Annotated in this window: 17 protein-coding genes and 1 pseudogene; 12 read left to right on the plus strand and 6 right to left on the minus strand. The window is 41.1% G+C overall.

Translation table 11 applies throughout. The features are described from left to right. From KUG37_RS13615 to KUG37_RS13625, 3 genes and pseudogenes are all read right to left on the minus strand, one after another. Positions 1 to 184: pseudogene (locus KUG37_RS13615) on the minus strand (ABC transporter permease); the annotation flags it as partial. A 205-nt stretch (positions 185 to 389) separates the two neighbouring features. Next, a complete protein-coding gene (locus KUG37_RS13620; protein ID WP_216940598.1) occupies positions 390 to 1,526 on the minus strand; it encodes a phytanoyl-CoA dioxygenase family protein in 1,137 nt (378 codons plus the stop codon). Positions 1,527 to 1,944: 418 nt separating this feature from the next. After that, positions 1,945 to 3,645 (minus strand): NAD-dependent malic enzyme, encoded by a 1,701-nt coding sequence (locus KUG37_RS13625; RefSeq protein WP_216937247.1) that lies wholly within the window; start codon positions 3,643 to 3,645, stop codon positions 1,945 to 1,947. A 291-nt stretch (positions 3,646 to 3,936) separates the two neighbouring features. Here KUG37_RS13625 and KUG37_RS13630 point away from each other — a divergent pair, with 291 nt between their 5' ends. The 12 genes from KUG37_RS13630 (at position 3,937) to gmtX (ending at position 18,792) form a co-directional block, all read left to right on the plus strand. Beyond that, the gene (locus tag KUG37_RS13630; RefSeq protein WP_216937245.1) at positions 3,937 to 4,899 is read left to right on the plus strand and encodes an alpha/beta hydrolase; all 963 of its coding nucleotides are present in this window, start codon (positions 3,937 to 3,939) and stop codon (positions 4,897 to 4,899) included. A 347-nt stretch (positions 4,900 to 5,246) separates the two neighbouring features. Beyond that, positions 5,247 to 6,758 (plus strand): aldehyde dehydrogenase family protein, encoded by a 1,512-nt coding sequence (locus KUG37_RS13635; protein WP_216937243.1) that lies wholly within the window; start codon positions 5,247 to 5,249, stop codon positions 6,756 to 6,758. A gap of 419 nt (positions 6,759 to 7,177) precedes the next feature. Beyond that, positions 7,178 to 8,293, plus strand: coding sequence for a bifunctional 3,4-dihydroxy-2-butanone-4-phosphate synthase/GTP cyclohydrolase II (gene ribBA, locus KUG37_RS13640; protein ID WP_216937241.1), 1,116 nt, complete (start codon positions 7,178 to 7,180; stop codon positions 8,291 to 8,293). An 18-nt stretch (positions 8,294 to 8,311) separates the two neighbouring features. Then, on the plus strand, positions 8,312 to 8,782 hold the full coding sequence (gene ribE / locus KUG37_RS13645; RefSeq protein ID WP_216937233.1) for a 6,7-dimethyl-8-ribityllumazine synthase: 471 nt from the start codon (positions 8,312 to 8,314) through the stop codon (positions 8,780 to 8,782). Between the two features lie 4 nt (positions 8,783 to 8,786). Continuing rightward, on the plus strand, positions 8,787 to 9,236 hold the full coding sequence (nusB, locus tag KUG37_RS13650; RefSeq protein WP_216937231.1) for a transcription antitermination factor NusB: 450 nt from the start codon (positions 8,787 to 8,789) through the stop codon (positions 9,234 to 9,236). 18 nt (positions 9,237 to 9,254) lie between these two features. Then, on the plus strand, positions 9,255 to 10,172 hold the full coding sequence (gene thiL / locus KUG37_RS13655; protein ID WP_216937229.1) for a thiamine-phosphate kinase: 918 nt from the start codon (positions 9,255 to 9,257) through the stop codon (positions 10,170 to 10,172). After that, positions 10,150 to 10,671, plus strand: coding sequence for a phosphatidylglycerophosphatase A (locus KUG37_RS13660; RefSeq protein ID WP_216937227.1), 522 nt, complete (start codon positions 10,150 to 10,152; stop codon positions 10,669 to 10,671). Before thiL ends, KUG37_RS13660 begins: the two co-directional genes overlap by 23 nt. Positions 10,672 to 10,691: 20 nt before the next feature. Continuing rightward, positions 10,692 to 12,056, plus strand: a complete 1,365-nt coding sequence (glmU, locus tag KUG37_RS13665) for a bifunctional UDP-N-acetylglucosamine diphosphorylase/glucosamine-1-phosphate N-acetyltransferase GlmU (protein ID WP_216937225.1) — start codon at positions 10,692 to 10,694, stop codon at positions 12,054 to 12,056. Positions 12,057 to 12,067: 11 nt separating this feature from the next. Further along, positions 12,068 to 13,906 (plus strand): glutamine--fructose-6-phosphate transaminase (isomerizing), encoded by a 1,839-nt coding sequence (gene glmS, locus KUG37_RS13670; RefSeq protein WP_216937223.1) that lies wholly within the window; start codon positions 12,068 to 12,070, stop codon positions 13,904 to 13,906. Between the two features lie 175 nt (positions 13,907 to 14,081). After that, complete coding sequence (gmtY, locus tag KUG37_RS13675; RefSeq protein WP_216937221.1) at positions 14,082 to 15,581, plus strand: gamma-mobile-trio recombinase GmtY; 1,500 nt, start codon at positions 14,082 to 14,084, stop codon at positions 15,579 to 15,581. A 4-nt stretch (positions 15,582 to 15,585) separates the two neighbouring features. Next, positions 15,586 to 18,135 (plus strand): integrase family protein, encoded by a 2,550-nt coding sequence (locus KUG37_RS13680; RefSeq protein WP_216937219.1) that lies wholly within the window; start codon positions 15,586 to 15,588, stop codon positions 18,133 to 18,135. 21 nt (positions 18,136 to 18,156) lie between these two features. Beyond that, positions 18,157 to 18,792 carry a gamma-mobile-trio protein GmtX gene (gene gmtX, locus KUG37_RS13685; protein ID WP_216937217.1) on the plus strand — a complete coding sequence of 212 codons (636 nt, stop codon included), beginning with the start codon at positions 18,157 to 18,159 and terminating at the stop codon, positions 18,790 to 18,792. On the opposite strand, the gene KUG37_RS13690 is transcribed toward gmtX, so the two are convergent. The 3 genes from KUG37_RS13690 to KUG37_RS13700 all read right to left on the minus strand — a co-directional run. Continuing rightward, complete coding sequence (locus tag KUG37_RS13690; RefSeq protein WP_216937215.1) at positions 18,793 to 19,386, minus strand: recombinase family protein; 594 nt, start codon at positions 19,384 to 19,386, stop codon at positions 18,793 to 18,795. A gap of 201 nt (positions 19,387 to 19,587) precedes the next feature. Next, a complete protein-coding gene (locus KUG37_RS13695) occupies positions 19,588 to 20,475 on the minus strand; it encodes a hypothetical protein (RefSeq protein WP_216937213.1) in 888 nt (295 codons plus the stop codon). 23 nt (positions 20,476 to 20,498) lie between these two features. Further along, positions 20,499 to 20,594: transposase domain-containing protein (locus KUG37_RS13700; RefSeq protein ID WP_216934384.1), on the minus strand; the 96-nt coding region annotated here is incomplete at its 5' end.

The raw sequence follows: 20,594 nt of genomic DNA on the forward strand, positions 1-20,594 counted from the left end.
CCATAATCCCAATGGTCAGCAGCGGCTCAAGAAAGACCCATAAATATCCCAAGCGGTATTGACCAAAGCGGGTTTGTAATTCACGTAACAATAGTGCCCGTATAGATGCATACATCACTTGTAAACCGCCACGAGGCTTAAGCCGTGGGAGTTTTTTTAAGGGCATCTGGGGTTGTGATTCCATTCTTATTACTTATAATTATTTATATAAATTTTCACTATCATACAGCGATCAATAGGCAGAAGAAAGTTAAACTCCTGAAAATATATCTCGCCCTACTTCAGTCGTATAAAGGTATATTTAATGACAGATCGGCTGCATTTCTCGGTCAATAAAGGGCTTTTCGCTCCATTCAACACACATTCTGTGCCTTAAACCTAAACAGGGCTTATTTACTGGTAAGAACGGCAGAGTCAGTTGCTCGTTTATGACCCACCTTCTTCCAAGGATTATTCCGTTGAAATTTCCTTTCCAGGAAGTCCAGACCTGCCCAATATAAAGGCACTAAATTTGATTTCAGAAAAGGTAAAGAGAGCGGATCACCCCCTAACCAGGGCACAAATGGATTTCGACGTGCATAGGCCCATAGCTCGATCCTCACTGAAGGTTTGAGACTCTTTGCTCTGGCATGAAAACCATAGGTATCTGCAATCACCAATGTATTTGCCTTCACCGCAAAAGCTTGAGGTTTCACATAGCCTAATTCCAGTACTTCACTTTCAGAGACTCGAAAAGAACCCCGGCGGGTCATGGCATCCGTTTTTGCTGTGATCGATTCAGATTTCTGCTGTTCCCAATTTAACCGTTCAGGATTTAACTGATGCGAGCCTGGCACATAGACGAAAGGGCCTTCATCCTCTGCGACATCTTCTAGAAATAGCCAGGCTTTTGCACTGGAGTGAAAAGTATCACTATGTAAATTCGTTTGAGGATCTGCTTTGGCCTTTCTGACATGCGAAAAGATAACTTGCAGATAGGAGATGGGCTGAACTTTAAAGCTGGCAACATAATTCAGCAGGTTTCTCCATTCATCTGAATGCAGAAATTGTTTGGTCACGGGCATATGCTTCAAGGTTTTGCCATCTAATGCCATACGGCGAGTCACCGTATCACCCTGTAAGGTTTCCCGTGTTTCCAGAGGAGTGCTCAGTAATTCTTGTTTTAATTGCGCAAACTCTTCTGCAGCTAAAAAGTTTTCTCTGAATATAAAGCCATTTCTTTGAAAACTTTCGATATCTGCTGGCTGAACGAACATCGATAACTTCGATCTGCGTCGTGTTGCCATTTTTGCAGCAAACTCAACTCTAAAACGATGTAAACCCTGTTGATTTAATTTGGAATTTCCTAAGATAGAATTAGCCTCAAATGATTTGGACTGTGTCATCAAGGCCATACTATCCCATATAAATTTTCCTGGAGATTTAACAAATATCTTGCCCAACTCCTGAGCCACAGCTATTTTTTTTTGTTTTTGCTGATCCAGTTTTTTAATATTTTCAAAGACATTTTTTTTAAAGAAGTTCAATTGAAGTAACCCTGTTCTGTATTTGATCAATATTTAAAAAATTATAACCAAAAACAAACTCGTCCGGTAAAACTTCTCTCTAATCATTTTTCACCTTAGCTCATCACCATATAAAACCGTCTTTTATCAAGTTCGTCATCTGAAGTTCGAGTCGCCTTCTCTGCTCCAGCTGTTAAAAAACCCTGATCTTTCGATCAGGGTTTTTTAATATGTGAGTTCTTTCCTCAATCATTTTTCCATCATTAAAAAATTTTCAAGGAAACTCCTTCTTCCTGAAAGAAGAAACCTTAAATACTATTTCAAGTAGTAATGAACGATCATTTCCTGATTCATGAAAGAACCCTGCTCTGCCAAGGCATCAAATAAACTCAGGCTAGTGCAAAAAAAAGAATGCCTATACAAAATTTATTTGATTTCCCTAAAAGTTGGTTCGCTTATAATCGCGGTATTGTGGTGTCCAGAAATTACGCTCAATCGCTAGCTCCAAGTCTTCTACACTGACTTTCGGTGCTACGCCGTCTTCAATCGCAGCAAGCGCCACTTTTAACGCAATCTGCTTTGAAATTGTCTGCAAACTATCCAGACTTGGCAATAAATCCGCCTGAGGGTCTTGCAGTTTTGGCGAACAGTCTGCCAAAGCATTACTGGAGGCTATCAACATCTTATCTGTAACACGCTTCGCACCCGAAGCAATCACTCCCAAACCAATTCCGGGAAAGATATAAGAATTATTGCACTGTGAAACATGATGAATCTGTTCGTGATAATTCACTGGTGCAAATGGGCTACCTGTCGCAATCAGCGCTCTACCCTTGGTCCATTGCAAAATATCTGCCGGCACAGCTTCTACTTGGGAGGTCGGATTCGACAAGGGGAAAATAATCGGTTGCACACTGTTTTCAGCCATGGCTTCAATCACTTCCTGAGTAAATAAACCTGGCTGTCCTGACACGCCAATCAGTACCGTCGGTTTGGCACGCTTGACTACCTCCAGCAGAGAAATCATGCGTTCGGCATCTGCCCAGTTTTCTACATTTTCAAGAGGCTGTGCCAGTTTGCGCTGGAAATTCAGTAAATTCGGCTGATTTTCAGTGATCAGACCAAAGCGGTCGACCATAAATACGCGTGCGCGTGCTTCCGTATCACTTAAGCCCTCAGCAACCATTTGCTTAACGATCTGTTCTGCAATTCCGCAACCGGCCGAACCTGCACCCAGGAATGCAACCACCTGGTCTTTAAGCTGCTTGCCTGCTGCGCGCGAAGCAGCAATCAGACTGCCGACAGAAACTGCTGCTGTACCCTGAATGTCATCATTGAAACAGCAGATCCGATCACGGTATTTTTCCAGTAAAGGCATGGCATTTTTCTGCGCAAAGTCTTCGAACTGAATCAAGGCATCTGGCCAGCGCTGCTGAATCGCCTGAATCACGGTCTCGACAAAAGCATAGTATTCGTCACCGCTAATCCGCGGTTCACGCCAGCCCATATAGATCGGGTCACTCAGCAACAGCTGATTATTGGTACCGACATCGAGGGTAATCGGCAAGGTATAAGCCGGACTGATCCCGCCACATGCGGTGTAGAGCGCCAGTTTACCAATGGGAATACCCATGCCGCCAATGCCCTGATCTCCAAGACCCAAAATACGCTCGCCATCCGTGATCACAATGACTTTCACGTTCTTTTTATTGATATTGTGAATAATCTGATCGATCTGATCACGATCCGGATAGGAAATAAAAATCCCGCGATGACGGCGATAAATATCAGAAAAGCACTGACATGCCTCACCCACAGTCGGGGTATAAATAATCGGCATCATCTCGCTAAGATGGTTTTCAATCAGATGGTAAAACAGGGTCTCATTGGTATCCTGGATATTCCGCAGATAAATATGCTTGTTAATATTACTGCTAAAAGCACAATACTGCTGATAAGAACGCTGACTTTGTTCCTCAATCGTCTCGGTGACATGAGGAATCAGGCCATGTAAGTTAAAACTTCTGCGCTCTTCTTCAGAAAATGCAGAGCCTTTATTGAGTAGGGGGAGTTCTAACAGAGTATTTCCAGCATAAGGAATATATAAGGGGCGTTTACTGTTTAAATTTTCTCTGGGCATTATTTAACTCATCTAATCAATCTTTGGCCGTTTTGCCAAAACAATCACATCACTTTCGTTATTTTATCTAGCTTAGCCTGATTTTAAGCTCTTGAGTCATTTAGTAAATTGATAATGCTTTTAGCAGGATTTTATAATCTGATAACGCCCTTTTTCAGTCTAGGTTCTGGGCTGATTTTAAAATGAACCGGTATTTGTATTTTAATTTAAATTAACAGCAATTTCTGTTTGACAAAAAAGCTCGGCTCATCAAGGATAAAGTATAAATTCAAGAAGATAATGAGTATAACAATGAGTGAACTTCACCCCCTTTACCAGCCTGATATTCTAGGGGCAGGCTATGAACAAGCCACCTTGAGCTTTCCCGATGATTATGAGGGCAAAGTGGTAGCAACGCTGATACGTAAAAAAGCAGACCAGCCTACCTCTAAAGCAGTTTTATATATTCACGGATTTATTGATTATTTTTTCCAGACTGAAATGGCCGAGCGCTTTAATCAGCAGGGTTTTGATTTTTATGCACTGGATCTAAGAAAATACGGACGCTCGATTCTGCCGCATCAAAAATATTATAACGTGCATGAGCTGTCTGAATATGATGCAGAAATTACCCAAGCGCTCGATATTATAGCAGCAGAGGGTCACGATGCTGCCCTGCTCTGCGGTCATTCTACTGGTGGCCTGATCACAACCTTGTATGCGGCACATCATCCGCAGCATCCTTTAATAAAAGCGCTCTGGGTAAATAGTCCATTTTATGACTTCAACATGAACCCGATAAAGCGCGCGCTGGGTCTTCCGCAGCTGAGCAGACTGGCTAAAACCTTTCCCAATCTTAAATTCCCGAGTGAGTTAAACAAGTGGTATGCCGCCAGCCTGCACAAGGACTTAAAAGGAGAATGGGACTTCAGTCTGGACTGGAAAAAGACCCGTTACCCCATGGTACGGATCAGTTTTATTCGTGCCATTTATGAAGCACAGAAAGAAATTCATCACGGTGTTCAGCTTGACATCCCGGTACTCATCATGCATTCGCATCAGAGCTTAAATCCTAAAAAATGGGGCAAAGCGGCACAGAGCAGTGATGTGATTTTGGGCATTAAGGACATTCAGAAATATGCAAAAAAAATCAACGGAGATGTCACGGTTTTAAGTATTCAGAATGGTTTACATGATCTGGTGCTTTCAGAGCAGTCTGTGCGTGAACAGGTGTATCAGCAGCTGTTTCAATGGCTGCATGACAAAGGCCTCTAAATAAAACTGCGAGGAGAAATGCAACTTTCACTCATTTCTCCAACCTAGTTTTCTTGTACTTCCAGATGACGCTATAAATGTAATCACATACATTAAAAATATGCCAAACTTTCGATCTTTTACAATTAAGTTAAGCTCTTTTTTTAAATTTAAATTATTTAAATTTATAACTTTTATTATTCTAATCCCTGTCGCCAAATGTTGTCTTTTGTAGCAAGCCTGTAAACAAACAACCGCCAGTCTTTTTCCGCTTTATAGTAGAACTGAATGCAGAAGCGCCTATATTTTCGATCAACAACATGCGCCCAACCTGCACCACTAAAAATCATATAAAGGAATAATAGATTATGCGTTATGCAGACCCTAATACTGACGGTTCAAAAATTCAATTTAAAGCACAATATGACAACTTCATTGGCGGCGAATGGGTCGCTCCGGTCAAAGGTGAATACTTTGAGAATATCTCTCCGGTAGATGGCAAAGTCTTTACCAAAGTACCACGCTCTTCTGTAGAAGACATTGAATTGGCCCTGGATGCGGCACACAAAGCCAAAGAACAATGGAACCGATCATCACCTGCCACCCGTTCCAATATCCTGCTGAAAATTGCAGATCGCCTGGAACAGCATCTGGAACTGCTGGCGGTGGCAGAAACCTGGGACAATGGCAAGCCGATCCGTGAAACACTAGCCGCTGATATTCCTTTGGCCATTGATCATTTCCGTTATTTTGCCGGCTGTATCCGCGCGCAGGAAGGTGGCATTTCTGAAATTGATGAAGATACCATTGCTTACCATTTTCATGAGCCATTGGGCGTCGTGGGTCAGATTATCCCGTGGAATTTCCCGATTCTGATGGCCGCCTGGAAGCTGGCACCTGCCTTGGCTGCGGGCAACTGTATTGTGCTGAAACCTGCGGAACAGACTCCGGTCAGTATTCTGGTTCTGGCCGAACTGATTCAGGACATTTTGCCACCGGGCGTGTTGAATATCGTCAATGGCTATGGAGTCGAAGTCGGCCGTCCGCTAGCAACCAATCCACGCATTGCTAAGATTGCCTTTACCGGCTCAACTGCAGTGGGCCAGCTGATCATGCAATATGCCACTGAAAATATTATTCCGGTGACCCTGGAACTTGGCGGTAAATCACCAAATCTGTTCTTTGCCGACATTATGGATCAGGAAGATGACTATCTGGACAAGGCACTGGAAGGCTTTGCCATGTTTGCCCTGAACCAGGGTGAAATCTGTACCTGTCCTTCCCGCGCCTTGGTGCAGGAAAGTATTGCCGACGAATTTCTGGCGCGTGCGGTAGAACGGGTACAACGCATTAAAACCGGGCATCCACTGGATACCGACACCATGATTGGCGCACAGGCTTCACAGGAGCAGCAGGACAAGATTCTGGGCTGTATTGCTACTGGCCGTGAAGAAGGTGCACAGATCCTCACTGGAGGTGAAGCACGTCAGGAAGTTGGTGAGGGTTTCTATATTGAACCGACCATCTTTAAAGGCACCAATGACATGAAGACCTTCCAGGATGAAATCTTCGGGCCTGTACTGGCTGTGACTACATTTAAAGACTTTGATGATGCAATCAAGATTGCCAACGATACCATTTACGGACTCGGTGCCGGTGTCTGGTCGCGCTCAGCGCATACCTCCTATCGTGCCGGTCGTGCCATTCAAGCTGGCCGGGTCTGGACCAACTGTTATCACATCTACCCTGCGCACGCGGCTTTCGGCGGCTATAAAAAATCAGGTATTGGCCGTGAGAATCACAAAATGATGCTGGATCATTACCAGCAAACCAAAAACCTGTTGGTGAGCTATTCAACCAAACCAGCAGGCTTCTTCTAAACCCTCTGATGGTTAAAAGCGGGCTTCGGCCCGCTTTTGCTTCGCTATTTTTAAATTTTTTTAATACTGGGTAAAATTTTCCGTCATTTTTCTGCCTTTTCTTGTCAGCGAAGATTTGGAAGTCTATTGAATTACTGATACAGGATAAAATTTCCATAGAAACCCGCTCAAGACCTGAGCTTATGTAAATTTCACCTAACTTTCTAATTTTTTATGCTTTTTGACTGTTCAAAAAAGCCGCATAAAGTCCAGTCTTTCATTTACAGTTGACTTTCCATGTTGAAAAAGACTGTGTATAACAATGAACCACTAGAGGGAAAGCAATAAGCATAGGCAAAATTGCGCAAAAAGCGTTAAACTATGTACCCAATAATGTCATGATTCGGTCTGATCAAGATCAAAAAAGAAGGTGAAGATTGATGCCGCTCAATACCGTTGAAGAGCTTGTAGCAGATATCCGTGCAGGAAAAATGGTCATCCTGATGGATGATGAAGATCGTGAAAATGAAGGCGACTTAGTCATTGCTGCCACGCACGTACGTCCTGAAGACATCAACTTCATGATCACCCATGCACGCGGTCTGGTCTGTCTGACTTTAAGTAAAGAGCGTTGCCAGCAGTTGAATCTGCCTTTGATGGTAGATGCAAACGGTGCCCAGCATGGAACCAATTTCACCCTGTCGATTGAAGCAGCTAAAGGTATTTCTACCGGTATTTCTCCGGCTGAACGTGCGCACACGATTCAAACTGCGGTGGCTGCCCATGCCAAGCCGGCAGATATTGTACAGCCAGGACACATCTTCCCGCTCATGGCGCAGCCAGGCGGTGTATTGCACCGTGCCGGTCATACTGAAGCAGGTTGTGATCTTTCTCGTTTGGCAGGACTGGAGCCGGCTTCGGTGATTTGTGAAATCATCAATGAAGATGGCAGCATGGCCCGCCGTCCGGATCTTGAAGTCTTTGCTGAAAAGCATGGCCTGAAAATCGGCACTATTGCTGATCTGATTCATTACCGCATGACCAACGAACAAACGGTTGAGCGTATCGATCAGCAAAGTATTGATACCGAATACGGCAGCTTTGACCTGTATCGCTATCATGAGCTGGGTAGCCCGGATATCCATTTGGCCCTGGTCAAAGGTGAGCCTAAAGATGGGGTAACGACTGTTCGTGTACATGGTTTTAACCCGACCCGCGACTTGCTTAAACTGAACAAGCAAGATGGCGAACCGGCCTGGAACCTGGATCGCGCCTTGAAAGAAATTTCTAATAGCGACCGTGGTGTACTGGTCTGGATTGGCCAACGTCATTTACAGGATTTGGGTCCAGCATTAGATACCCTTAAAGCACCAAAAAATGTAAAATCAAATTCTGCACTGTCTCAGCAGTATCAGACCATTGGTGTGGGTGCACAAATTTTGCGTGATCTCGGCGTTGAAAAAATGAAGCTGCTGAGCTCTCCATTACGCTTCAATGCACTATCAGGCTTTAACTTAGAAGTGGTGGAATACATCACCGCACAACAAATATCTTAAGAAATCATCGAGGTTGTTATGGCAGTTCGCCGTATTGAAGGTATGTTACATCTCGCGAACGAAGACCGTTATGCGATTTTAGTTGGTCGTTTTAACAGCTTTGTGGTTGAACATCTGTTAGAAGGTGCCATTGATACATTGAAACGTCATGGTGTATCAGAGGATAATATCACTGTTGTTCATGCACCTGGTGCTTGGGAACTTCCTGTAGTTGCGAAAAAACTGGCAGCTTCAGATCGTTTCGATGCCATCATCGCGCTTGGCGCCGTAATTCGTGGTAGCACGCCTCACTTCGATTTCGTTGCAGGCGAATGTGCCAAAGGTTTGGGCATGGTTGGCCTGGACACTGGCTTACCTGTAATTAACGGTGTACTCACTACGGACAGTATTGAACAAGCGATTGAACGCTCTGGAACAAAAGCAGGCAATAAAGGTAGCGAAGCTGCCCTGACTGCGATTGAAATGGTTAACTTGTTAAAGGCTATTTAACGCTATGTCGCAAACACTTCAAGCAACTTATGCAGCAAAACGTAAAGCACGTCGCTTTGCTGTACAAGGAATTTATGAATGGCAAATGAGCCACAATCCGGTGCATGAGATTGAAGCACGTACTCGTGTGGAAAATGCCATGCACAAAGTGGATCTGAGCTATTATCATGAATTGTTGACTCAAGTGGTTGCCAATCATGAAGCATTGGATGCGCTCTTAATCCCGGTACTCGATCGTGAACTTTCAGCACTGGATGGTGTTGAACTCGCTACCTTGCGTCTAGGTGGATATGAACTCAAAGAACATCTTGAGATTCCATATCGCGTGGTTCTAGATGAAGCGATCGAGTTGGCTAAACATTTTGGCGGTGCCGACAGCCACAAATACATCAACGGTGTATTAGATCGTTTAGCGTCAACTTTACGTGCAGCAGAAAAGCAACAAGCCAACTAATTAAAGTCGAATTGTTGTATGGCTGAGTTTTCGATTATCGACACCTATTTTAATCGTAAGACATCTACGTCTGTCGATTTAGGCGTCGGTGACGACTCAGCCTTGCTCACCCCTCCTTCTCAGCAACAACTGGTCATCTGTACCGACACCCTCGTTGCAGGACGACACTTTCCTCTCGATACAAATCCGCATGCGATTGGCTGGAAATCTGTGGCCGTCAATTTATCCGATATTGCCGCCATGGGCGCGACGCCGCACAGCATTTTACTGGCATTGAGCCTACACCAAATTGATCATGACTGGCTCAAGGCTTTTAGCCAGGGTTTATATGATTGCTGCGATCAATTTGGCGTGAGTTTAATTGGTGGTGATACCACACAAAGCCCCCATTTAACCCTGTCTGTCACAGCTTTAGGCTGGGTAGACATCGGTCAGGCCATTCCACGCTCAGGTGCAAAACCGGGCGATCTGATCTGTGTCAGTGGAACCATCGGTGATGCTGCCTTTGCCTTACATCATCCTGGTCATCCGCTACAGAAACGTCTGGACTATCCTACTCCACGTTGTCAGCTCGGTGCCGCCTTAAAAGGTCTGGCGCATAGCATGATTGATGTCTCGGATGGTCTGGCACAAGATCTTGGACATATTCTTAAAGCATCTCAAGTCGGTGCAAAGCTGCAACTGGAAAACTTACCGATCAGTCCTGCCCTGCACGCCTTAAGTGATGCACAAAAATGGCAGTATGCACTGGCAGGTGGTGATGATTATGAATTATGTTTTACAATAAGCCCGCAAAATTACGAAAAATTATTGCAAAAACAACTTGATGTTTCGATTAATATGATCGGCACAATCCAGCAGCAGCACGGCTTAACTTTTGAAAAAGATGGCGTAGATCATTTGCTTCAATTTAATGGGTATCAACATTTTGCATAAACCTGCGATCAATTTTAAAGCCATGTCATGGACCGACCGACTGATTGTATTTAGTGGGGTGGGCTTTGGTTCGGGCCTGATGCCCAAAGCACCGGGTACCTTTGGTTCGGCCTTTGCGCTTTTATTTATTCCCATTTGGCTTCATCTTGGTTTTCTAAACAGTCTTTTTGCCATTGCCATCATGTCCCTGATTGGCATATATATCTGCGGGCATACTGCCAAGGTCATGGGCGTTCATGATGATGGCCGCATTGTCTGGGATGAATTTGCCGGACAATCCATCACATTTTTACCCCTGATCTATTTTGGCCAGATGAACTGGTTATGGTTGCTGGTCGGTTTTGCTCTGTTCAGATTATTTGATATCTGGAAACCGTGGCCGATTCGGGTCATTGACCGTCAAGTCGACGGTGGTTTTGGCATCATGCTGGATGACATTATTGCCGGCCTTTGGGCAGCTCTTTGTATTTTGATTTATTTTTACTTCACCGTGGCATAAGCCATATTTAGGATTAGAACATGTCAACGACTGTTATTATTCTTGCTGCAGGTAAAGGCACGCGGATGCGTTCAAGCTTACCGAAAGTATTACAACCCCTTGCAGGACGTCCTTTACTGGGTCATGTCATTGAAACGGCAAAAAAATTAAACGCAGAAAATATTATTACCATTTATGGTCATGGTGGTGACCGGGTTCAAGCTGCTTTTGCAGCGCAAGAAATTAAATGGGTTGAACAGACCGAACAGCTGGGTACCGGTCATGCGGTACAAATGACCCTGCCTGTCCTGCCCCACGACGGCGTATCACTGATTCTCTCTGGCGATGTACCCTGCATTAATCCTGTGACCTTGCAAAAATTACTCGATGCCACGGCAGAAACCGGTATTGGTCTGGTGACCCTCACCCTGCCAGATGCCAATGGTTATGGCCGTATTGTGCGTGAAAATGGTCAGATTCAGGCGATTGTCGAGCATAAAGATGCATCTGACGAGCAACGTCAAATTAAAGAAATTAACACCGGTATTTATGCGGTCAACAATGCCAAGTTGCATCAATGGCTGCCAAATTTAAGCAATGAGAATGCCCAGGGTGAATACTACCTGACGGATATTGTGGCGATGGCTTTGGCAGATGGTATGCAAGTTGCATCTGTAGAACCAGAAATGGCCTTTGAGGTTGAAGGCGTAAATGATCGCATCCAACTTGCCGCTCTTGAACGTCAATATCAAGCAGAGCAAGCCAAAAAATTAATGCAGCAGGGCGTACATCTGATTGATCCAAGCCGTTTTGATTTGCGTGGCAATTTAACCGTTGGCCAGGATGTCCGCATTGATATCAACGTGATTATCGAAGGCGATTGCGAGCTGGGTAACAACGTTGAAATTGGCGCCGGCTGTATCATCAAAAATACCAAAATTGCAGCTGGTACTAAAGTGCAGCCTTATAGTATTTTTGACCACGCCATTGTGGGTGAAGATACCCAGATTGGACCTTTTGCGCGACTCCGTCCAGGTGCGCAACTGGCCAATGAAGTGCATATCGGTAACTTTGTTGAAGTAAAAAATACCACGATTGGCGTAGGCTCTAAAGCCAATCACTTCACCTACCTGGGTGATGCTGAAATCGGTGCCGGTTCTAATATTGGTGCAGGAACTATTACCTGTAACTATGATGGTGCGAACAAATTTAAAACGATTATTGGTGATCAGGCCTTCATTGGTTCGAACAGTTCATTGGTTGCACCCGTGAAAATTGGCAACGGCGCCACAGTGGGTGCAGGCTCGACGATTACCCGTGATGTGGAAGACAACAGTTTGGCAGTAGAGCGTTCTAAGCAATTTGCCAAAGAAAACTATCCACGTCCGCAAAAAATCAAGAAATAAGGGGAATAAATATGTGTGGTATCGTCGGTGGCATTGCAGAACGTAGCATTACCAATATTTTGATCGAAGGTTTAAAACGCCTGGAATACCGTGGCTATGATTCAGCAGGTTTGGCACTCATTAACCATAGCCAGGTCCTGCGTGAACGTCGTGTCGGTAAGGTCGTGAACCTTGAACAGGCAGTTAGTGAATCACAGATTAGCGGTTCACTGGGCATTGCACATACACGCTGGGCAACCCATGGCAAACCGACTGAAGAAAATGCCCATCCGCATATTTCTGAAAATGTGGCAGTGGTTCATAACGGAATTATTGAAAACTATCAGGAACTCAAAGATGATCTTGAAGCTTTGGGTTATGTGTTTGCGTCACAGACGGATACTGAAGTGGTGGCGCATCTGATCAATGATGCCCTGAAATCCACCCCAAGCCTGTTAGAAGCCGTACGCCAGGTAGTTCCGCAACTGAAAGGTGCCTATGCGTTGGGTATCGTACATACGGATCATCCAGATGAACTGATTACCGTGCGTGAAGGTTCTCCGCTGGTGATTGGCGTGGGGATTGGCGAGAACTTTATCAGCTCTGACCAGCTGGCTCTGCTCCCGATTACCAACCGTTTTATCTACCTGGAAGAAGGCGATATTGCACGTTTGACCCGCACCACGATTGAAGTCTTTGTCGATGGTCAGCTGGTGGATCGCCCGATCAAGGAACTGGATGCTGCGGTTAGCAATGCTTCTAAAGGTGAATACAAGCACTACATGCTCAAAGAAATTTATGAGCAGCCTGAAGCGATCAAACAGACGATTTCACAAGCCTTAAATGGCAATGACCTGCGCGAAGATTTCCTGGCCAGTGCAGAACAAGACTTCTCAAAAATCCAGCAAATCCAGATTATTGCCTGTGGTACCAGCTATCATGCCGGCATGATCGCCAAATACTGGTTTGAACAGCTGATTGATCTGCCTTGTCAGGTCGAGATTGCCAGCGAATTCCGTTACCGTACTCCGGTGATTGTGAATCACACGCTGTATGTGTGTATTTCCCAATCCGGTGAAACTGCCGACACCTTGGCTGCATTACGTGATACACAAAAACGTGCAGCAGCTAAAGGACTGGATATCACCACGATGACGATCTGTAACGTGGCGACCTCTTCGATGGTGCGTGAAACCCAGCATAGTCTGTTGACACTGGCAGGTCCTGAAATTGGTGTGGCTTCAACCAAAGCCTTTACCACCCAGCTTGCGGCATTGATGCTCCTGATACTTAAAATCGGCTCTGTAAAAAATACGCTTTCTACTGAACAGATGATTGAGATCACCACAGAACTTTGGCATCTGCCTAAAGTGATTCTGGACACCTTGCGTCATGATGATGAAATTTTACGTCTTTCTGAACTGTTTGTTGAGAAGCAGCATTGCCTGTTCCTGGGCCGCGGGACGCACTTCCCGATCGCACTGGAAGGTGCCCTCAAGCTGAAAGAAATTTCATATATCCATGCTGAAGGTTATGCTGCAGGTGAGCTGAAACACGGGCCATTGGCACTGGTCGATAATGACATGCCGGTGGTAATTCTGGCGCCACAGGATGACATGCTGGATAAACTCAAATCAAATATGGAAGAAGTTCAGGCGCGTGGTGGCGAACTGTTTGTCTTTGCCGATGAAAATAGCGGCATTAAAGCCAAAGAGCGCCAGCATGTGGTACATATTCCGGCAGTCAATGCAGTGCTGGCACCGATTGTGTATAGCATCCCGGTGCAGTTATTGTCTTATCATGTGGCAGTGCTGCGTGGTACGGATGTGGATCAGCCACGTAACCTGGCAAAATCGGTCACCGTAGAATAATTAAAATTGAATCAAGGCTGGGGATTGTATGAGAGTAATAAAGATATACTTAGTGAAATCATATAATCAAACCTAATCAAAAAAGATCTGTTCTTAACAAAACAGATCTTTTTTTGTTCAAAACAAAAGCTATATTCTAAGTAAAACTATAATCAAATAATCTAAGGACAATACAATGGACTTGGTTAGATTGAATGCAAAAGTCTATAGAAGTAAAACAGGTGTCTACACTGAAATTCCAGTCCTTTTAACGGAGTGTGGGGTCATAGACTCCTTTGTTGAGTTTTTCCTTGATCATAGCCATATACGTAGTAGAAGCTGGATGGAGAAACACATAACAGCAATAAAATTATTTTTAAATTTCTTAGAAGTAAACTTTCAAACTCTCAATACTCCAAAAGAATTATTCAAAGTTTTTGTTCAACAGTTATACAGTGGTAGTATAGGTTTAGATGGATTTGATCCATCAAAGCTTTATTGGAAACCTAGAAAAATTACGACAGCAAATAGTTTAATTAATTCATTAACAGATTATTTTGATTGGATTTCAGAAAACAAAAATATTGAAAGTATTAACCCCTATATATCTAGCAGTACCTATGAAGAGAAGTTATTTTGGGGTGCATGGCATCATAAGCATAATCGTTCCTTTTTAGCACATACTTGGGATAAAAATGCAGCGCAAACCCTTTCTGAAAAAACTAGATTTTCTCAAAAAGCTCGCAACATATCCTCACACTTAGATCCTGTGAAATTTTTCCCCGATCAATATTTCACTCAATTATTGTTTGAGGGATTTACAAATTATGGAAGTGAACAATCATTATCAGTTTTCGAAAAACTAAATATTAGAGATATTTTAATTACATTACTGCTCAATGGTGGTGGTTTAAGAACTAGTGAACCATTCCACCTATATTTATCAGATGTAACTTTAGATCCAATTTTATACAGAGAAAAACATATCGAAACTGCTCTTGTAAGAATCTATCACCCCTCAGAAGGAACTGCACCAGAGGGTTGGAGCAATGCCAATGGCAAGGTACAAAGAACACATAGAGAAAGTTATCTCAAAAGCAAGTTTGGTCTATTGCCGCGCAATAAGGTCAGTGATAGAACTTATAGAGCAGGCTGGAAAATTCGTAAATTAGATAGTGAAAAAGAAAAATTTATAACAGTGCAATGGTTTCCCCAAATTTATGGTCAGTTGTTTTATAAGCTATGGAAATTATACCTAATACAAATGAGAGAGATTGAAAAGAACCATCCTTTTGCCTTTATCACATTATCAGGCGCAACAATAGGTTCACCTTTATCAATTTCTGCCTATTATCAAAACCATGCCAATGCAGTTAAAAAAATTGGACTACCATCAGCTAAAAATAATGGCACTAGCCCACATGGTCATAGGCATGCATATGGTCAAAGACTTAAAGATGCCAATATAGATCCGATTATTAGAAGAAATGCCTTGCACCATGCAAGCCTAGAGTCTCAGCTTGTTTATTGTGAACCTCAAGTTGAACAGGTATCAAAAATTTTAAACTCGATCGAAGATAATATTGCTTCAAGTAAAGCATCAGATCCGAATATTAAAGTGTTTTTAGAAAACTGCTTCAAGGATGTAGATCCTACTGAACTATTATCAGGACAATCATGGTTATTAAAAGGATAATAAAATGGGAAAATTACATGCAAGAGGTAATGGCATTACAGAAGATATCGACTTTAATTGGTTATATCAAATGTATGGCATGGAATATAAAAATTGGAGCATTTTGGCACAGAGATGGCTGAAGCTACAACCCAAAGCTCTTTCAAGTAGAAGAAATTCGCTCAGCCGTTTTTTTCGCTCCTTTTTAGTCCCATTAAAATTACCAACTAACCCATTAATTTTCTTCGATCGTAATACAAATATTCCTGACTTTTTTGAGGAATGCATTCATCCAAGCCGAGATGACCAAATCTCAATTACTCATAGACAGGCTGTAACCTATAACAATTATGTACGTGAATTTTTAGATTTTTCTTTACAAGAATTAGTCGGAATTGAAGATGATTTTGGTCACAACACAATTCCAAACCAATATAGAAATCCGTTAAAGAAAAAAACTCGTTCAGGTATTACGGTTTCAGAAACTATAAAAACTCCCTTACCTTATAACTATATTCAAGAATTACGAGAAGTTATTTGCTCTGCTGAAGCGACCAGTTTCAAGGATTGGAAATGGGCGCAAGAGGCTGGTGATGCGATAAGTTTAGGAAAATCTGGCGGTGACTGGTACGAGGTAACTTCTGAGAATATTAATTTCGAAGATCCTAATTGTGTATGGCGTAAACGTATTATCCCCAAAGGAAAAATATATCAAGGTTTAAAATTATATAAAGATCGATCAGTCCTAGAGATGTGGTGTCCTGCTAATGCTGTTGCCTTATATGTAAAATTAGAATTACCGCTTAGAACCTCTCAAGTTCGTTGGCTTGATTCAGGAGAAGCTGATTTATGGCGTTACGAAAATGGTAATTGGATACTTAACTCTCATCACCTAGCTCCAGTAACTAAAATAGAGCGAGCCAATTATTCCATAGGTCGTGGAGTATTTAGAAAAGTTTCTGATCTTCAAAATAATTCAACTTCTTTATTTATCAATACAAATAAGACAGCGGATGTTTATAAAGATGGGATGTCAAAAGGATACACAATTCCGTGGCAGCACGAACGTGTCCTAAAGTGGCTAGAGGCTCTCCGTAATTGGCAAGAAAAATATAATCCAATTGAACGACCAACGAGATGGACTGAATTAAAACGGAAAAATATTGGTGATTTAAAGAGTGAACAACAACTAAAAGAGATGCCTCCAACGTGCTTTTTATTTAGAAATAGAGCTGTTGAACTAAGTGAAGATTTTGCATTTCCTGTTTCAGACAAAGATGTTATGCGTTTATGGTTCAAATTATTAAAAAATCTTGAACAACGATGCTTTAATCGTGGTGAGACCTTAACAAACGGAGAGCCCATTCAATTTGTCAAACCAAGCCAAGGTATTTTTACCAACTACACTACAACATTCTTTCCTCTGCACTCTCTAAGAGTGTCGTTAATTACGAGTTTTGCTCTTGAAGGTGGTGTACCTATTCCGATCCTTTCTAAGCTCGTTGCTGGTCATAGTCGAATCATCATGACTTTGTATTACACAAAGGTTGGACAAGCCTATATGCAAAAAGTTATGAATGAAGCAGAATCAAAACTAGAACTCACATCTAAAGAAAAATTTAAAGAGTTCCTTATCAATTCAGAATATGAACAAATCAAAAGCTCGGTAGCTTTTCAAGATATTTCCTCATTAAATGCGATTGCTTCTAAAACGGAAGTCAGTTGGCAAATGATGGATCGAGGTATCTGCCCCGTTGGATGTCAAGGATGTGAAAATGGAGGGGAACAATTCGCTAAACTTGGAAATGCCCCTATTAGTTATAGTCCAGTAGCTCGTGATTTTCAGGGAAACTCCAAAAATTGTGTTCGTTGCAGATGGTTTATTACGGGACCTGCTTTTCTACCCAGTTTAATTGTTCATTTTAATAATCTAAGTTATGAATCAAGTTGTTCTTCGGATCGATATAGAAAGTTCGAGTCTGAACTTGAAGAACTCAAACTAAAAAAATTTACTTCTGAAGATCGAAAAGAAATTTTCTATGATGAACAAAAATTAAAAAATGCTGAATTTCAATATGAAAGAGAAGCAACAAAAATAGACTCAATAATGAATGATATGCATGCGACCTACAAACTAGTTTCTCAGTGTATTCAGATTATGAATCAAAATTCTGATAAAAAAATTCAATTGATTGGCAATCAATTACCTGAAGATATCACCATCAATACTGAAGAAGTAAGTGAGTTTTCACAATTAGAAATTATTTGTAGACATGCTGAATTTTACCCATCCTATGATGCGACTAAAGCAGCTCTTAAACGTGGGCAAGCGATTGATTTAATGCTTAAGGCGAATCAACAAGATCCTATTCTTTTATATTTATCGGAAGAGGAACAATTGAAAGTTGGTAATCAAATTATGATTTTAATTGAAAATAGAGTTGGATCATTTGAAGGAGCTATCAAATTCATCGAGAGTCAAGGTAAATTATCAGAAATCAATCTTCTTGATATTCAAAAGCTAGCGCTCAATTCAACCAGTCCAAAACATATTCAAATTAAAACTATTTCATAATTACATTAGAGACTATTTGCTATGGAAATAGAGCAACTTTTTGAAAATCTTATGAATGAAGCTAGTTCAAGAAAACAAACCTCGCTTCGTATTATTAATAATATATGCAATGAGCAAATATTAAGAAATAGCCCTGATTTTTCAATAGCAACTATTGGGAAAATTTCTAAATTACAAGGTGGTCCATCTGAACAGGCCATAAGAAACAAAAATGGTGAAGCCTATCGCTTACTCATAACAGCTTGGTCCAGTAAATCCAAACAGAAGAATAAATCCATTTCTAGACCCGATAATTTTGACCTTTTACAACATATCCAAAATCCTTCTATCCGAGCCGAAGTCGGCTTACTGCTCGCTGAAATTAAGCAACTTCGAGGCGAAAATAGAATCCTCAAAGCATTGAACAAAGATAAAATTATCATTGATCGCAGTATGCATATTGATAATCACACCACATCTAATATTGAATTTATACCTAATTTCACATTAGATACAGCCGAAAAACATGCTTTACTTCAAGCAATAAATCCTCAAATTATTGAAGACAACGGTTGGTCAATTCAAAAAAATGGTTCAATCTTGAATGAAAATGGTCGAAAGATTTTCGAAGCCTATTTTGTTTCAGCCATCAAAAAAGTCCTAGATTCTGATCATTAATCATTGTTTGATTACTCTGTAAACTGTAGCAACACCGCAGCCAACGGCTTTGGCTATTTCTTCTTTGGTTAAGCCTTTATTATTTAGTTCTTTGATTCGTGTATGTTTGGCTGTATCTGCCTTTTTACCTGTAGGCTTATATCCACTTCTCTCTAAACCTTGCTTAATTCGTTCTCTACGCTTGTCATTATCTAATCGAGCCATTGTTGCTAACAAATCAATCAGCATATTATTTACAAGGCTGAAAATTGAGCTAGTGATGTTATCGGCTGAATTGACAAGCATATGTGTAGTCGGTAGATCAGCAACCACTAGTTTTAAGCCCTTATCCTTAATACGCCCTTTCAACACTTCAAAGTCATTTTGTGAAAGTCGAGATAGGCGGTCTACACTTTCAACTAATAAAGTATCACCATTAGATGAGTCATCAAGGAGTTTATTTAGAACTGGTCTATCAAGCTTTGTGCCCGATTCATTTTCTATATACTCATTAACGTCACCTTTAATGGATAAAGCAAAGTTTTTAAGATCAGCTAGTGCCCTTTCTGCATCTTGATCTTTAGTACTTGCTCGAACATAAATTCTAGTTGTCATTTATCATTTAACCATCAAAGAGCAACATTAACGATAATACTATCATTAAATTTAAATAAATAGTTTTATGATAACTAGATTATCCCTTAATCCAATTCTCTTTAAGGTATAGTTTTATAAGAGGTATCTTATAAAAAATCCGATGATTCATCGGACTTTTTAATAAAGATACTAAAATATATGAATTTTAGTGGTTCGTATTTATAGATTTAAGACATCTTCATTGTTTTTAATAATAGTGTAAAATCTACGTAACAGATAAATTACCCCAGTCCCTAGAAAAACTATAATTCCTTTCACATATATAGATATTTTTTCCCATCTAGTTTTAGATACTCGATCCTCGTCAAAATATGCAACATCAACATCAGCATTGATCTTTAGAATCCCATTGTTCATAGATAAATCAATAGAGCCATTTGTTAGAGAAAGATTATTTATAGTGTTTAACTCCACTTTTTCATTTTCTATGAATAAACTTTTAAAATTGCCTACGATAGAAAGATTTTTAACTTTTCCGTCATCTATATATGCAGAAAGTTCATCAGTATTCAAATTAGAGCCTTTAATCCAACCAGTCAATTCTGATAGTGATAGCTCGGATTCTTTACCTATTTCTGTAAATTTTATGTTTTTAGAGGTTTTAATTATCATAGTTGCTACAGGGCTATCCAAAAATATCTCATCATCTTTTATAGATGCTGGTTTACATATTAAAGGATCATTTATATTTATCTTTTTACTTGGCTTTATAGTTACTTTTTTATTGATATTTTTTAATAAAATTTCTCTATCTAATATTCCATTTTTTCCTAACAAAGCTATATCAAAACGATAAAAATCTAAATTTTTATCTGATAAAATTTTCATTTGATTTTCATCTGCTAAAAAATATGAAATATAAAACTTATCTTTCTTTTCATTTGCTACTTGTAGTTGTTGTAGTTGTGTGAACTTATCAAATGTTACCGTTGATATCGTATCATTAAAGCCATTTTTAAAATGAGTGTAACCTTCTTTTATCATTATATTGTAGGAATTATCATTAGGAATTTTGACTTTAAATGTTTTTAGGTTAATAGTAAGCATCCGCTGAATCCCATTGCTATGTTTTAACGAGGTTCAGGTTTCCAACGATGAGGTAGCAAATCCTCAATTTCTGTGACTTTATGGGTGGGTAGTCTTTTTAGGACATCACTTAAATAGGC

Source organism: Acinetobacter sp. BY419 (genome assembly GCF_019038395.1).
Classification (GTDB): Bacteria; Pseudomonadota; Gammaproteobacteria; order Pseudomonadales; family Moraxellaceae; genus Acinetobacter.